This window comes from Flavobacterium praedii (assembly GCF_026810365.1).
Taxonomy (GTDB): domain Bacteria; phylum Bacteroidota; class Bacteroidia; order Flavobacteriales; family Flavobacteriaceae; genus Flavobacterium; species Flavobacterium praedii.
Genome location: NZ_CP113948.1, coordinates 259,263 through 272,623, shown reverse-complemented (window position 1 = coordinate 272,623; position 13,361 = coordinate 259,263). Strand labels below are relative to the sequence as shown.

The following is a 13,361-nucleotide window of genomic DNA, read 5'->3' as shown; positions in this document are numbered from 1 at the left end:
AATATCATGAAAATAGTAAAATATAATAAAATAGCAGTTTTGTTTTTGGCATTGACAGTTCTTACTGCTTGTTCGAATGATGATCAAGTAGGCGAAAGCCAGCTTGATTTTAATCAGCCAACAAAAACTGCACTAGATAATTGGATAGGTATAAATTATCTAAACCCTTACAACATAAATGTCCAATATAAGTGGAATCAAAATACGGTTGATAATAGCCGCTATTTATTTCCGCCATTAGTAAGCAGCGTTCAGCCTGCACTTGAGATTGTTCAAAAAATTTGGCTTGACAGTTATAAAACAATTGGAGGGGCAGATTTTGTAAAAAAAATTGCTCCCCGAGAAATTGTTTTGGTAGGTGGAGTTAATTTAAATAGTGTAGGTACCAGAACCTTAGGACTAGCCGAAGGAGGGCAACGCGTAACACTTTTTGAAACTGATTATATCGACAAAACAAATCGGGCAAATATACAAGAATTTATACACACCATTCAACACGAATATATTCATATTTTAAATCAGAATAAACCTTTTGATGAGAAAGCTTGGGCTGCAATTACTCCAGTTGGGTATACTGCAGATTGGTACAATTATGAAAATGCCCTCTCAAATGAATTAGGTTTTATTACTAGTTATGCAAGATCTAATATTAATGAAGATTTTGCAGAAACAGCATCTATAATATTAATTAGTTCAAAAGCGGAGTATGCAGATTTTTTGAATAATATTACAAGTGACTCGGCATATTTTGCATTAATAGCAAAAGAAGCTTTAGTCGTAAAATATTTTAAAGATGCTTTTGATATGGATTTCTATGCTTTACGTGATGAAGCCGAAAAAAATACAAATGCCGTTATAAATTAATTAAATATCAAATAATTATGAAAACACAATATATTTATAAATACCTAATTATAGGTATTATAGCCTTACTGTTTGCTGCTTGTACTAATACAGATGCAGATCAAAAATTCGAACAATCACCAACGGAACGTTTGCAAGCAAAACAAAAAGAATTAAATGATTTACTGTTATCCTCCGAATTTGGTTGGAAAGCAGTTTATTTTACTGACAACACGCAATTAGGAGGCTATACCCATCTGTTTAAATTTAAAAATGGCGGATTAGTCGACATGGCATCCGATTTTGATAGTGATACTGCCATCTACAACAGTGAGTACCAAATTCAATTAGGAAGTTCTGTAAGTCTTGTGTTCACAACAAAAAATAGAATTCACTTGCTATCCGATTCAGATAATTATCCAACAGCAGCACTAAGAGCAAAAGGATACAAAGGTGATTTTCAATTTTTGTACTATGGTCAAGAAAATGGAGAAATCATTTTTAAAACCAATAGAGCTTTTATTGAACTTCATTTTGTAAAAGCAACGGCGCAAGATTGGGCAGATCTTCACAAAAATATTGATATGATAGCCAATGTAATTGGAGCTCCTACTCGACCACTTTTTAGATTATTGGAAACAAACGATGGTACAACACAACATCAATTTGATTTTAGTTTTACAGATATTACGCGTTTTGCAGTTGCAAACTCTGTAGAATCGGGATCAAGTATGAGTTATAACATGGGAATTGCTTATACACCTACGGGTATTGTTGTTGATCCCGCAGTAGAAGTCGGAAAGCAAAAACTAACCAACTTTACATATGATAATGTAACCGGAGCCTTTACTGCCACAGGGACAAACAATGTCACTGCAACCATAAAATATAGTGACAAACCTTTAGTATTAACCGATGATTACAAAAATCTTTTGGATGGTAAACCTCAGACAGTATATGGATATATTGCTGCATATTTATCAAGTGCTCAAACAAATTCACCACTGTGTATATCTTTGTTGAATGCCGTTAATGCTACATTACCTGCAAATCAAAAATTGAGTAGAATACAACTGAATTTCAATACTCCTTTTGGAAATTATATTGAATATCGATTTGCAGGCGGGAAAAAGACAATTTACCACAATGTAACCACAGCCGAAAATACAACAGCAAAAACAATTGTTCTTATTCATGACTCTTGGGACAATGGTACTGCACTAATACCAGAACCAGCCTACTTAAAAGGCATTGACGCAAAATTGATGGATCCAGCAGGTTTATACGTCAAAAAAGAAAATTTTAAAATACAATTTTCTAATACTATTTACACTTTTACAAGCGCCTCAAGTCCATTTAGAATAACAACTTATGGTTTGTAATAACAAAAAGCTAGTTTTATAATATGATAAAGAAATATATTACACCGATAAATGTTATTATCCCCCTATGGGGACTACTTCTTGTATTCATTTCAAACGAATATAGTGAGTATTATAGATATTGTTTATACGGATCCATAACAATAATGATTCCATTTATGATTTCTAACCTTATTAAACAGAGAAGAGATGATCAAATCAATGGTACAACAATATTTAAATCATCAATTTATAGGATGCTGATTATGGCAGTAATACTAATAGTTTTCTTTTTCATTACTGAGCAAAGTTACATGTAAGGCTTTTAGCTTTACTTATATTTAAAGAAAAGCAACTCAATTTGAGTTGCTTTTTCATTTTAATCCTGTTTGATGAATTAGTTTTACTTTGTTTAAAGATTAGCTAAAAAAAGAGACTAATTTACATCTTACTATTTCTAATAAATATTCATGAATACAAGTTAAAGTTCTACCTCAAAAGAAAACATTTAAACAATCTCTTCCATTATTTTTTGGTAATTTAGCATCAAATAAAAACAATATGCCAACCGACTGTATTAGCTATCAAAATTCCGGGTATTTTTCTCCTTTGATGAATGATTATTTAAATCAAAAAAACGAAATAGCTTCTTTATACCATCACTTTCCCACTCTTGAAAATTTTAAAAAACAAATCGAAGAGAAAAAAATCAATTTCAATAGCAATGACAATGGCAATTTAAAAAGACAAACATTAGTTCGTGTTTTAAAAAATCAATATGCTGAATTAACCGTTTCTGCTGAAACATTAAACCATATTGAACTTTTAAACCATCCAAATACATTCACCGTTACCACTGGACATCAGCTCAACTTATTCAGTGGGCCTTTGTATTTTTTGTACAAAATCATTTCGACTATTAATTTAACCAAAGAATTAAAAGCGAAATATTCTGACTATAATTTTGTTCCTGTGTATTGGATGGCAACAGAAGATCATGATTTTGAGGAAATAAATTATTTTAGTTTCAAAGGAAAAAAATTCAGATGGAACAAAGAAAGCAAAGGACCAGTTGGGAGATTATCTACCGAAGGTTTAGCTGAATTTTTAGAAATATATGAACTAGAAATAGGTTCCAGCACTAATGCCAATACTATCAAGAAACTGTTTGAAGACTCCTACATCAAACATAATCATTTAGCCGATGCCACAAGATATTTGGCCAACGCACTTTTTGGTTCATCGGGATTAGTCATTCTGGATGCCGATAATCAAGATTTGAAACGCTCTTTTATTCCTTATATAAAAGACGAATTGCTTCACCAATCTTCTTTCAAAGCAGTTAGCGAAACTATAACAAAAATGAACGATTATTTCGTTCAGGTGAATCCGCGCGAAATCAATTTATTTTACATTGAAGACAATTTACGCGAACGAATTATTCTCGAAAACAATGTTTATAAAGTCAATCATACCAAAATCGAATTCACCGAAACCGAAATTCTCGCATTATTAGAAAGTAATCCTGAAAAATTCAGTCCCAATGTCATCATGCGTCCGTTGTACCAAGAGGTTATTCTACCCAATTTATGCTACATTGGCGGAGGCGGGGAAATAGCGTATTGGTTGGAATTAAAATCATTTTTCACTTCCGCAAAAGTAACATTCCCAATATTGTTATTGAGAAACTCCGTGCTTTTGGCAACTGCAAAACAAAACAAAAAAGCTGACAAATTAAACCTGACTTGGTCCGACTTATTTTCAAAACAAGCCGCTTTAGTCAATCGAATAACCCAAAAGCTATCCGATTTCCCGATTGATTTCAGCGTTCAAAAAGATGCATTAAAAAAACAATTTGAAGCACTTCTAGAACTCGCTAATCAAACGGACAAATCCTTTTTGGGAGCAGTGAAAGCACAAGAAGTCAAACAAATCAAAGGGCTAGAAACGCTTGAAAAAAGGTTGCTAATTGCTCAAAAAAGAAAATTTAACGATGAATTGCAACGCGTCGTTGACTTACAAAACGAATTGTTCCCCAACCAAAGTTTGCAGGAACGGTCAGCCAATTTTTCAGAATTTTATCTAGAAAACGGTCAACATTTAATTCCGCAAATATTGAGTCAACTCAAACCATTGGAGCAAAATTTTAATATTATCACTTTAGATTAGACGAACATCAACAATCTATGTGCTTCCTATATTTTCTAAAAAAAACACTTTAAAGCTAAAAAAACAGCATAAAAATCACTTAAACAACAATTTTTCATCATTAAATTGACAATTTGCTAAAATCATTCCATAAAAAAAGTATATTTTTGCACACACTTTTAAAAACATATAAAAATGGCGACTAATAGAACTTTTACAATGATTAAACCTGATGCGGTTCAAAACGGACACATTGGTAACATCTTGGCAATGATTACAAACAATGGTTTCAAAATCATTTCTTTGAAATTAACACAATTAACAGTTGCAGATGCTCAAGCATTTTACGCTGTACACGCTGCAAGACCTTTCTACGGAGAATTGGTAGAATTCATGTCAAGAGGACCAATAGTTACTGCTATTTTAGAAAAAGAAAATGCAGTTGAAGATTTCAGAACTCTAATTGGTGCTACAAACCCAGCCGAAGCTGCTGAAGGAACTATCCGTAAAGCATACGCAACTTCTATCGGAGAAAATGCAGTTCACGGTTCTGATAGCGACGAAAATGCTGCTATCGAAAGTGCATTCCATTTTGCAGGAAGAGAGCAGTTCTAATTAGTATTCAGTGATCCGTTTTTTAGTGCTCAGTAAAATACAACACTAAACACAGTTTACAACTTCATAAAAAATCCCATTCAGTCTACACACCGAATGGGATTTTTTTATAAAAAAATGATCTCTTTTTAAAAGTCTGACCACTAACTTCCTGAATACTGCTCACTATCTTAGAACCACATCCCGCACCACATCTCGTCTCAATTCCTCATTAATCATTTTTATAATCTTTGATTTTCCGTGGCTTAATTCCTCGCGAAGTACTGCCGATGTCAACTCCACATAGAGAGTAGCACCTTTCAAAACCACATTTTTGGTATAACTGTTCACCCCATTTCCCATCAAATTACGCCAAGCATCCTTCACGTCAATTTGATCCATTCCAGGTTGCAATTTGTTCACTTCAATAATTTGTTTCAAAATATCCCCAACCGAACTTTGATTATTTAGTCTCTTTGCCATAGCTTTCAAGGTTTATAGGCCCTGCTTTTTTATAATGATATTCTTTTTTTTCCGCATTCAAAACCACCAACTCCTTGTCCGTCAAAGCCATGATTTCCTCACTCCATTTCATATACGGCGTACTGTAATCCAAAAAAGTTTGGTCATCGGCAAAACGAATTTTAACATCCTCAAAAGTTTCGTTTACCAAAAAAGTACCATCCAATTGTGGCATCACTTTCTTACGAATTCCAATATTTTTTTTATCAATTCGAAAATAATCAAACGACTCATTTATCCCATATTTCTTCTCACTCCCATCCTCCAAAATCACTTTTTCAATCTCCCAATAGCCGTTAATTTTGGCTACATCAGCCGAAGTTATTTTTTGCTTACACCCAACCAATAAAAGGGCTACCAATAAAATACCAAATACTTTTTTCATAGAATAATTATTTTGTCATTACGAAGAATGAAGTCGTCATCCTGAGCGAAGTCGAAGGGAGGAGCTATTTCCTGCTATCCGTTTCAATCTTATAAGCCGAACCCCGGCTTATAAGGATTTCCACTACTATCAGGGCTAGTGCATCCCGTTCCTCAACATCATTAGTTAAGACCACAAAGTTAAACTTTAAAAAATCAAAGAAAATAAAAAAACAATTTCTCTTTAAACTATTTTATATATTTTTGGTCTAACCCAAAACCAAACCAACCAACTATGTCAAAATCAATACTATTACTCGTTTTAGCTTTTTGTTGCATCAATTGCTCTTCTGATAATACCGACCCAACACCTGTTCCTACACCAACTGAAACATTATATTTTCCACCACTTACCGGCACTACTTGGGAAACTAAAACCATAGAAAGCCTTGGTTGGAAACAAACAGCTATTCAACCTCTCTTAGATTATTTAGAACTCAAACATTCCAAAGGGTTTATTATCCTTGTTAACGGCCGAATCGTTATGGAAAATTATTTCAATGGACACGACGCAGCCACCAATTGGTATTGGGCAAGTGCAGGTAAAACATTAACAGCAACAATGACAGGAATTGCACAACAAGAAAACCTCATCAACATCAACAACAAAGTATCACAATACATAGGAACAGGTTGGACAAGCATACCGCTTGCCAAAGAAAACCTAATCACCTGCAAACATTTACTCACTATGACTTCTGGATTAGATGACACCACCGATGATGTAACACCTGCAGCCCTCACCTACACAGCCGATGCAGGCACACGTTGGGCATACCACAACGTATATGTAAAACTGCAAGATGTAATCGCACAAGCCAGCGGGCAATCTTGGAGTACCTATTTCAATACCAAATTGAGAGACAAAATCGGCATGAATGGCACTTGGTTTACATCCGGCAACAATATTGTTTACAGCAGTACCACCAGAAGCATGGCTCGTTTTGGATTATTGATGTACAATAAAGGGAAATGGGAAAATGATGTAATTCTAAACGAATCCTATTTTAACGAAGCTACGAACACTTCACAAAACATCAATTTAGGCTACGGTTATTTGTGGTGGATAAACGGGAAATCAAGTTATCACTTACCACAATCACAAATAACTTTTCAAGGAAGTATTATCCCATCAGCTCCAAATGATATGTTCATGGCTTTGGGCAAAAACGACCAAAAAATCTACGTAGTTCCAAGTAAAAAAATGGTCGTTATCCGGATGGGAGACGCAGCAGACAATGTAAATCTAGCCTTATCTGATTTTGATGATATGCTTTGGACAAAAATAAGTGCTTTGTATCAGTAATAATCTAAGGCATCAGGTTACAAGAGCTTTTATATTTTTTGGAATCTCAAAAGTAAATCACTGCTAGTATTTTGTATATTTGTTATTATAAAACTAAGATTATGACAACGCTAACTATAAATGAGAAAACCAAGGCAGGAAAAGTAGTCCTTGAATTGGTAAAGATACTCACTGATGCTGGAAGTAAAGGAATTGAAATAAACAATCCAACAAATAGTTTAGAATCTCCAGAACTTAGCCAAAAAGAGGAAGCTTTTTTAAAAACCTTAAGACGTTCGGCAAAACACGCTAAAGAAATTGGAGCAGGAACTCGAAAAGGAAAACCATTACAAGAGTTGTTTGATGAATTATAGTTTTGAAACAACAGATGATTTTAATAAAGATTTTAAAACTTTAAGCAAAAAAACACCCCTCCTTAAAAACAGATTTAAAAAATTTATCAAATACTATTTTAGAAAATCCAAAACTAGGCATTGATTTAGGTTCTGGTTTCAAAAAATTAAGAATAGACATAAAATCCAAAGGAAAAGGAACCAGCGGTGGTGGACGAGTTATTACTTATGAAGCTATTGTAAACATTTCAGAAACAATTATAACATTTGTCGCTATATACAATAAAGGGGACTATGATACGATAAGTCTTTCCATTCTAAAGAAAAATCTAGGCCATTAATTTATTCCGCAACCTCAAAAGCTTTTCGTAATACTATTAGGATAGCGAAAAATCATTTTCACTTACAACTCAGCCATTAGAAAAAAGCCCTTAAATAATTAGAGGTGTTTCGTAATTTCCTAATTACGAAACACCTCTACACTTTTTATTCTTGATAACTATCGAAATGTAGTTACCTATTTCTTAATCCTTCTCATCAAACCTAGAAAGAAAAAGACCAAACCAACAATCAACAATACATAATAAAAACTGACACTGGTTGTTCTAATAACGTTAGCCAATACAAAAGCCACAATACTTACAAAATAAAAGTATATTGGATTCGTGTTTTTTAGTGAAGAAAAATTCATGAACATCTATTATTTAAAAAAACTATCTACAAACTCGTATTTATTAAAAACCTGCAAATCTTCAATTCCTTCTCCCACTCCAATATACTTAACTGGAATCTGAAATTGATCTGAAATACCAATAACAACGCCACCTTTGGCAGTACCGTCTAACTTGGTAACCGCTAAACAAGAAACTTCTGTTGCTGCCGTAAATTGTTTGGCTTGTTCAAATGCGTTTTGTCCTGTAGAACCATCCAAAACAAGCATTACATCGTGAGGCGCATCGCCAACCACTTTTTGCATCACCCGTTTTACTTTAGAAAGTTCGTTCATCAGGTTAATTTTATTATGCAAACGACCTGCAGTATCAATAATAACAATATCGGCATTTTGAGCCACCGCCGATTGCAATGTATCAAAAGCTACCGAAGCTGGATCGCTTCCCATTTCTTGTCTAACAATAGGCACGCCTACTCTATCTGCCCAAATTTGCAATTGATCAATCGCAGCAGCTCGAAAAGTATCTGCAGCTCCAAGAACTACATTAAAGCCAGCTTTTTTGAATTGATAGGCTAGTTTACCAATGGTTGTTGTTTTACCCACACCATTCACACCCACTACCATCAAAACATAAGGTTTGGTATTTACAGGAATAACAAACTCAGTGGCTTCACCAGAATTGGTTTCTGATAATAACCCTGCAATTTCGTCTCTCAATATTTGATTGAGTTCATCAGTTCCTAGATATTTATCCGCTTCTACTCTTTTTTCTATTCGAGTAATTATTTTAAGCGTTGTATTCACCCCAACATCCGAAGAAACAAGAATTTCCTCTAAATTATCTAATACATCATCATCCACTTTTGATTTTCCTGCAACCGCTTTGGATAACTTGGAAAAAAAAGTTGTTTTTGTTTTTTCTAGACCTTTATCTAATGATTGTTTTTTCTCTGACGAGAATATTTTTTTAAAAAAGCTCATGGAGTTTAATTATTTGTAATTTACATTTGTCAACTTAAGCAAGAAAAATCAATTAAAATGTTTTAATCTGCTTTTAATAAAATACCCGAAAAGCATTTTATTTTCAAGGTGTAAATATAGAAAATAAAAAAGCTACTTCCGAATGAAAGTAGCTTTTCTATAAAATGTAATAGTTAATTATTTCTTTTTCAAGAATTCATCAACTTCTTCAGGAGCCATAATAGATTCAACGAATGTATATGCTCCAGTTACTGGAGATTTCACCATTTTGATGGCTTTTGATAATCTCTTAGAAGATGTTTGTAACGATGCTACGGTTTTCTTTGCCATGATTCAAATGTTATTTGAAATTCAATAAAATCTTCAAATGGGTTCATTTGGGATCTTTATTAAAATCTCTAATTAATGGATTATTTTAAATTTTCACAAAAAGTAAAAATTTATAATTATTTAATTTCTTTGTGAACAGTTACTCTTTTCAAGATTGGATTAAATTTTTTAATCTCTAATCTGTCTGGAGTATTTTTTTTGTTCTTTGTTGTTATGTATCTAGAAGTTCCTGCAACACCTGAAGTTTTGTGTTCAGTACATTCTAAAATTACCTGGATTCTATTCCCTTTCTTTGCCATCTTGCTATTTGTTTATTTTGGAAAAGATTATTTAATAAATCCTTCTGACTGCGCTTTTTTCAAAACTGCAGCGATTCCATTTTTATTAATTGTTTTTATCGTAGATGCTGCTACTCTAAGAGTAATCCATCTATCTTCTTCTGGAAGATAAAAACGCTTTTTAACTAAGTTTACAGAAAATTTTCTCTTAGTTTTGTTCATAGCGTGAGAAACGTTATTTCCTACCATCGCTCTTTTACCTGTAAGGTCACAAACTCTTGACATTATACTTATCTTTTATCGTTATCTAAAATCAGGGTGCAAAGAAAAGAAAAATAAACCTATAAACCAAAAAAATTATAGCTCTTTTTTTGAAATTTCTTTCAGTAACATTTCAAGTCCTTTAACAGCCGCCCTATCTATCACTTTTTCACGGGGTTGACCAAAATCAAACATTTCAACAACAACTTCATTTGGTGTTGCTAATGCAATATATACTGTTCCAACATTGGCACTTGCCTCTCCTTTTGACGGTCCTGCATTACCTGTAGTTGCAATTGCATAATCAGTTTTGAGTAATGCTTTTACATTCAAAGCCATAGCTTTTGCGACTTCGGCACTAACAACTGTGTGTTCCTGTATCAAACTTTCCGAAACACCAAGTACATGAATCTTCACTTCTGTTGCATAAGCCACGACACTTCCTCTAAAATAACTGGAAGCTCCTGGAACTGATGCAATCATTTCCGCAATTTTCCCTCCAGTACAACTCTCTGCAGTTGATAATGTTACATTTTGCTTAGACAAAATTTTTCCCAAAACAACTTCTATAGTATCCTCTTCCTCAAAACCGACAATTATATCATGGATAATTGAATCTAAAGAATCTACATAATCTGCTATTGCTTCTTCTAGCATTTTTTTATCTGTTCCGCGCGCTGTGAGGCGCAACCGTAATTTTCCAAAACTCGGCAAATATGCCAGCTTTAAAAAAGAAGGCAAACTATCCTCCCATTTTTCAATACGCTCAGCTACTAGACTCTCGCCTTGCCCATACGTTAATATCGTTTTGTGCAGAATATAGGGGCGGTCATATTCGTTAACTAACTTTGGAATAATCTCGTTTTCAACCAAATATTTCATCTCAAAAGGGACACCTGGAAGAGAAACAAAAACAGTTTTTTCTTTTTTCATCCATAAACCAGGAGCAGTTCCATATCGATTATGAAGGACTGTCACTTTCGAGGGAACTAATGCTTGATCTTTGTTGATTTGAGTTATTTTTCTTTTAAAATACCCTTCAATCAATTCTGTAACATGAGCCAAAACAGATTCATCAATCACCAATTCGTCTTCAAAATAATCACAAAACGTTTTCTTGGTTACATCATCCTTTGTTGGCCCTAGACCTCCCGTAATGATTACAATATCTACCGTATTTTGAAGTTTTGAAAATGTATCCAATATGTGTTCTTGCGAATCACTTATGGACAGCATTTCATATACCTCAACGCCAATTTTATCCAAAGCTTTTGCTATAAAACCCGAATTTGTATCTACAATTTGACCAATTAAAATTTCATCGCCAATGGTAACTATTGCTGCTTTCATATTTTGACCCTATTTACATTTTGCATAAGATAAAAAAAATAATCCTCCAACTGTATAAATCAATACAGTCGTGGATTATTTAATGTTTTTTTTTAGTTTTAAAGGAATTAAAAACGATAAAAAATAAATTTTTAAAGATCGAAATCTTTTCTCAACTCTTTTATAGCATCCTTTACCTGAGATTTTACACTCTTGTAAGTTTCAATTATTTCTTTCTTTTTGCCTTCTGTTTTGGTCCAAGCCTCAATTTGCAAAATTTCCTCGAATGCCACATTCAAACCAAGTAAATCCAATGTAGGCTTCAATTTATGTGCAAAAGCATAGGCATGTTTATGATCTTTCTTTTTGATCCCCTCTCCAATTTGCATCAAGTCTTCAGGAACTTCGGTGACAAATAAATTTAAAATTTCATTTACGAACTCTGGATCATTATCCGAAAGTGCATAAACTTTTGCTAAGTTGTATTTTAAAGCCATTATTTTACTTGTATTCTAAATAGTTTATTTCCTTCTAAAAATCCCTCTAAAACATCATCAGGATTTACAGCAGCAACCCCCTCTGGAGTCCCTGTAAAAATAATATCTCCAATCTTTAACGTAAAAAATTGAGAAACATACGATATTAACTCATCGACATTCCACAACATTCTATTAGTATTCCCTTTCTGTACGATACTATTATTGTTTGTTAATTCAAATGTAATATTTTCTAATGAAACAAACTGACTTTTAGGCAAAAATTCTCCTATAACCGCTGAGCCATCAAATGCTTTGGCTTTTTCCCACGGAAGTCCCTTTTCTTTTAATTTAGCTTGTAGATCTCTTGCCGTAAAATCGATCCCCACACTTACTTCTTCATAGTATTTATGGGCAAATTTAGGTTCTATATATTTTCCGACTTTACTTATTTTTACAATAAGTTCAATTTCATGATGAATGTCTTCGGAAAATTCTGGAATCACAAAAGGATGTTGTTTTAACAAAATTGCCGAATCCGGCTTCATAAAAACAACAGGCTCCGTTGGACGCTCATTTTTTAATTCTTCAATATGACTGGCATAATTTCTGCCGATACAGATTATTTTCATAATTATCAGCCCCCCAACCCCCGAAGGGGGAGCTTCATTATTGCTCATTCCCCCTTCGGGGGCAAGGGGGCATTATTTCGTATTTAATTTTCTTAATTTAATAGCTGTCAAAACTTTTTTGGTATACAATGGAAAATCAGCATTTTGAATCCAACTATAATAACCTGGCTCCGACTCTAAAATCTTATCTACTTTGACTCCTTTATGTTTTCCAAAGGTAAAAACCTCCTCGTTATCAGCATCAAAAGCTATCATTCCGGCAAAATCAGCGATTTTTTTTCTGGTAGTAAACTCAGACAAAGATTTCATATCGTTTTCCAATTCAGGATAACGCTCCAATTGCGCCATTAGGATTTCATAAGTTGCCATCGTATCTGCTTCAGCTGAATGAGCATTTTCAAGTCCTTTGCCACAGTAAAATTTCAAAGCCGCACTCAAGGTACGCTCTTCCATTTTATGAAAAATGGTTTGCACATCAACAGAAACCCTACCTTTCATATCAAAATCTACTCCTGCACGCAATAATTCTTCTGCTAACAATGGAATATCAAAACGATCTGAATTGAATCCAGCCAAATCACTATCCTTAATCATATTATAAACTTGAGGTGCAAGTTCATTAAATGTAGGTTCATTAGCTACTTTTTCATCACTTATTCCATGAATGGCGGTTGATTGTGGCGGAATTGGAATTGTTGGGTTTACCAACCATGTTTTACTTTCTTTATTTCCGTTTGGGAAAACTTTAAAAACTGATATTTCTACAATTCTATCTTTTCCAATGTCAATTCCTGTAGTTTCAAGATCGAAAAAACAAATTGGCTTATTGAGTTTTAGTTCCATTTTTTGTGTTTGAATTGGTACAAATATAA

16 protein-coding genes are annotated in these 13,361 nt (G+C 33.6%); 6 read left to right on the top strand and 10 right to left on the bottom strand.

Features of this window, described 5'->3' with window-relative positions:
• The first annotated feature begins 6 nt into the window (after positions 1 to 6).
• The 4 genes from OYT91_RS01300 to OYT91_RS01285 all read left to right on the top strand — a co-directional run bounded on the left by OYT91_RS01300 (position 7) and on the right by OYT91_RS01285 (position 4,967).
• Positions 7 to 864, top strand: coding sequence for a substrate import-associated zinc metallohydrolase lipoprotein (locus OYT91_RS01300; RefSeq protein WP_281239179.1), 858 nt, complete (start codon positions 7 to 9; stop codon positions 862 to 864).
• 17 nt (positions 865 to 881) lie between these two features.
• Positions 882 to 2,225 carry a DUF4302 domain-containing protein gene (locus OYT91_RS01295; protein WP_281239178.1) on the top strand — a complete coding sequence of 448 codons (1,344 nt, stop codon included), beginning with the start codon at positions 882 to 884 and terminating at the stop codon, positions 2,223 to 2,225.
• Positions 2,226 to 2,765: 540 nt separating this feature from the next.
• Positions 2,766 to 4,373 (top strand): bacillithiol biosynthesis cysteine-adding enzyme BshC, encoded by a 1,608-nt coding sequence (gene bshC / locus OYT91_RS01290; RefSeq protein ID WP_281239177.1) that lies wholly within the window; start codon positions 2,766 to 2,768, stop codon positions 4,371 to 4,373.
• A 174-nt stretch (positions 4,374 to 4,547) separates the two neighbouring features.
• On the top strand, positions 4,548 to 4,967 hold the full coding sequence (locus OYT91_RS01285; protein ID WP_281239176.1) for a nucleoside-diphosphate kinase: 420 nt from the start codon (positions 4,548 to 4,550) through the stop codon (positions 4,965 to 4,967).
• Between the two features lie 165 nt (positions 4,968 to 5,132).
• Here the strand turns inward: OYT91_RS01285 and OYT91_RS01280 are convergent, their stop codons facing one another.
• Entirely contained in the window at positions 5,133 to 5,429 is a 297-nt protein-coding gene (locus OYT91_RS01280) for a DciA family protein (RefSeq protein WP_281239175.1), read from the bottom strand.
• Entirely contained in the window at positions 5,410 to 5,853 is a 444-nt protein-coding gene (locus OYT91_RS01275) for a hypothetical protein (protein ID WP_281239174.1), read from the bottom strand. Before OYT91_RS01275 ends, OYT91_RS01280 begins: the two co-directional genes overlap by 20 nt.
• 273 nt (positions 5,854 to 6,126) lie before the next feature.
• Between OYT91_RS01275 and OYT91_RS01270 the strand changes: the two genes are divergently transcribed.
• Both OYT91_RS01270 and OYT91_RS01265 read left to right on the top strand, forming a co-directional pair.
• Positions 6,127 to 7,197 (top strand): serine hydrolase domain-containing protein, encoded by a 1,071-nt coding sequence (locus tag OYT91_RS01270; protein ID WP_281239173.1) that lies wholly within the window; start codon positions 6,127 to 6,129, stop codon positions 7,195 to 7,197.
• A gap of 101 nt (positions 7,198 to 7,298) precedes the next feature.
• Positions 7,299 to 7,550 carry a hypothetical protein gene (locus OYT91_RS01265; RefSeq protein ID WP_269223439.1) on the top strand — a complete coding sequence of 84 codons (252 nt, stop codon included), beginning with the start codon at positions 7,299 to 7,301 and terminating at the stop codon, positions 7,548 to 7,550.
• Positions 7,551 to 8,229: 679 nt separating this feature from the next.
• On the opposite strand, the gene ftsY is transcribed toward OYT91_RS01265, so the two are convergent.
• The 8 genes from ftsY to OYT91_RS01225 form a co-directional block, all read right to left on the bottom strand.
• Positions 8,230 to 9,183: a signal recognition particle-docking protein FtsY gene (ftsY, locus tag OYT91_RS01260; protein ID WP_281239172.1), complete on the bottom strand. Its 954-nt coding sequence runs from the start codon at positions 9,181 to 9,183 to the stop codon at positions 8,230 to 8,232.
• A gap of 177 nt (positions 9,184 to 9,360) precedes the next feature.
• Positions 9,361 to 9,513 (bottom strand): DUF4295 domain-containing protein, encoded by a 153-nt coding sequence (locus OYT91_RS01255; protein WP_100429907.1) that lies wholly within the window; start codon positions 9,511 to 9,513, stop codon positions 9,361 to 9,363.
• Between the two features lie 116 nt (positions 9,514 to 9,629).
• Positions 9,630 to 9,812, bottom strand: a complete 183-nt coding sequence (rpmG, locus tag OYT91_RS01250) for a 50S ribosomal protein L33 (protein WP_017495179.1) — start codon at positions 9,810 to 9,812, stop codon at positions 9,630 to 9,632.
• Positions 9,813 to 9,839: 27 nt separating this feature from the next.
• Positions 9,840 to 10,076 (bottom strand): 50S ribosomal protein L28, encoded by a 237-nt coding sequence (rpmB, locus tag OYT91_RS01245; protein WP_024980263.1) that lies wholly within the window; start codon positions 10,074 to 10,076, stop codon positions 9,840 to 9,842.
• Positions 10,077 to 10,148: 72 nt separating this feature from the next.
• Positions 10,149 to 11,402, bottom strand: a complete 1,254-nt coding sequence (locus OYT91_RS01240) for a CinA family nicotinamide mononucleotide deamidase-related protein (RefSeq protein ID WP_281239171.1) — start codon at positions 11,400 to 11,402, stop codon at positions 10,149 to 10,151.
• A 131-nt stretch (positions 11,403 to 11,533) separates the two neighbouring features.
• Positions 11,534 to 11,878 (bottom strand): Hpt domain-containing protein, encoded by a 345-nt coding sequence (locus tag OYT91_RS01235; protein WP_269223442.1) that lies wholly within the window; start codon positions 11,876 to 11,878, stop codon positions 11,534 to 11,536.
• The gene (locus OYT91_RS01230; protein ID WP_281240353.1) at positions 11,878 to 12,489 is read right to left on the bottom strand and encodes a fumarylacetoacetate hydrolase family protein; all 612 of its coding nucleotides are present in this window, start codon (positions 12,487 to 12,489) and stop codon (positions 11,878 to 11,880) included. The genes OYT91_RS01235 and OYT91_RS01230 overlap by 1 nt, the downstream gene beginning before the upstream one ends.
• A gap of 72 nt (positions 12,490 to 12,561) precedes the next feature.
• Positions 12,562 to 13,332 carry a 3'-5' exonuclease gene (locus OYT91_RS01225; RefSeq protein WP_281239170.1) on the bottom strand — a complete coding sequence of 257 codons (771 nt, stop codon included), beginning with the start codon at positions 13,330 to 13,332 and terminating at the stop codon, positions 12,562 to 12,564.
• Positions 13,333 to 13,361: the final 29 nt, after the last annotated feature.